Annotated in this window: 1 protein-coding gene, 1 pseudogene and 1 riboswitch; the gene and the pseudogene both read right to left on the bottom strand. The window is 48.2% G+C overall.

The window, feature by feature from the left end; all coding sequences use genetic code 11:
* Nucleotides 1-28: 28 nt before the first annotated feature.
* Nucleotides 29-1,450 (bottom strand): alanine/glycine:cation symporter family protein, encoded by a 1,422-nt coding sequence (locus ACR0P9_RS11560; protein ID WP_432620301.1) that lies wholly within the window; start codon nucleotides 1,448-1,450, stop codon nucleotides 29-31.
* 113 nt (nucleotides 1,451-1,563) lie between these two features.
* Nucleotides 1,564-1,657, bottom strand: a riboswitch (glycine riboswitch).
* Between the two features lie 98 nt (nucleotides 1,658-1,755).
* A pseudogene (locus ACR0P9_RS11565) lies at nucleotides 1,756-2,049 on the bottom strand (hypothetical protein); the annotation flags it as partial.

The following is a 2,049-nucleotide window of genomic DNA, read 5'->3' on the forward strand; positions in this document are numbered from 1 at the left end:
ACAGAGACCCTCTTTGTTCTATGCTTTGTTATTCCTGAATCGAGCCGTCACTCAATCGCTTGAAGTAACTACGTGTCTCAGCTGCAACCACACCGCTCAGTGCCAAAATTGCCACCAAGTTCGGCAGTGCCATCAATGCGTTAAAGATGTCCGCAATGGTCCAAACAGCGGATACTGTGAGGAACGGGCCGATAAAGACAGCCAAAATGTACAGCCAGCGATATACTTTCATGGTCAGCTCGTGCTTGCCGGTCAGATACTCCAAGCAGCGCTCCGAGTAATAATCCCAGCCGAGAATCGTTGTAAACGCAAAGAAAATCAAGCACAGCATCAAAATGCCCTCGCAGACCTTTGCACTAAACGGCAGACCTGCCTGGAACGCATAAGCGGTAACAGCCACGCCTTCCAGTCCCTGTGTATATGCACCGGTCAGGACAATGGAGAAGCCCGTCATGGTACAAATAACAATCGTATCAATAAATGTACCTGTCATCGAAACCAAGCCCTGACGAACCGGTTCGTTGGTCTGTGCAGCAGCTGCTGCAATCGGAGCACTGCCAAGACCAGCCTCATTCGAGAAAATGCCGCGGGCAATACCCTTCTGCATGGCGATAATGATAGCACCCAGTGCACCGCCAGCTGCGGCACGTACACCAAAGGCGCTCTGCATAATCAGCACAAAAGCTGCCGGAATCTTTGTGACATTCATTACCAGCAGCAGTACGCAAAATGCCACGTAAATACACGCCATAAACGGTACAATGATCTGCGATACACTCGCGATACGCTGAATGCCGCCGATGATAACCAGCGCTACGCACGCTGTAACGACAATTGCCGCAATCAGAACTGTATAGGAATACTCGGTTCCAAACAGAGTAAATGTCCATGTGTTTTCGCTGTCAAAGAAGTTATTGACAGCAGATGCAATACCATTGACCTGTGTAATGGTACCGATACCCAAAATACCAACGCCAACGCCAAAGAAAGCAAACAGCTTTGCCAGCCACTTCCATTTCTTGCCCATGCCGTTTTCGATGTAATAGAATGGGCCGCCAAGAGCATGACCGGTTTCATCCAGTACGCGATACTTGATTGCCAGTACGCCCTCTGCAAACTTGGTTGCCATACCAAACAGGGCTGCCATCCACATCCAGAACAGCGCGCCCGGTCCGCCGGCAACAATTGCCGTGGCAACACCAACGATATTGCCTGTGCCGATGGTCGCAGACAATGCGGTACACAGTGCGCCAAACGATGTTACTTCGCCTTCGCCGCCTTCTTCATTGCACACCATGTACTTGAGTGCTTTCGGCAGTTTGCGAATCTGTAAGACGCGCAGGCGGATGGTCAAATAAATACCAACTGCCAAAATCAGGACGATCAGTGGGACACCCCACACCCATCCGTCAATCATTTCTAAAAATTGAGTAAACTGTTCCACGTTCATTTCTCCTTTCGTCGTGCATCAAGTGGTTGGCATACCCGCTCTTCTGCCCTGCACCAAATAAAAATGCAAACAAAAAAGAGTTGATATTTCTACCAACCCTCTAAAGAGAATACATAGTTCCATCTGTCCTTTTGCCTGAGAGATTAGTACAAATCTGTACCGTACACCTTCGGCGCTCGTTCTGTGAGACTCTCCAGAGTTTATCAATTTTTAAGTACAAACATCAATATAGCACAACTGCTGTATAAATGCAACCCTGAAGAAGGAAAATGTAATTTTTTTGTGTATTTTGTTGTTTTTCCGTATTATTTTCGGAGACGTCTTTTTTTGACGAGTGAAACCACTGCACACACGGCAATAATGGCAAATGCCATATAGACAACGCGCTGGGCAGCTGCCTGCGGCGTCTGGTTTCCTGCCATAATATCATCCGGAGACAGCGTCAGTGTGTATTCGACTTCATGCGGCACACTCATCGCTGTTGTATCCGCAATGACTGTCATAGGCTGGGTAAAGCTCGTGACCGGAATTTCAAATGTCGAATATCCCTCTTCATTGACGCGCTCATACCGAACGCCGCCGGAGATCATATAATCATA

The sequence above is a fragment of the Butyricicoccus sp. genome (genome assembly GCF_050872565.1).
Lineage (GTDB): Bacteria > Bacillota > Clostridia > Oscillospirales > Butyricicoccaceae > Butyricicoccus_A.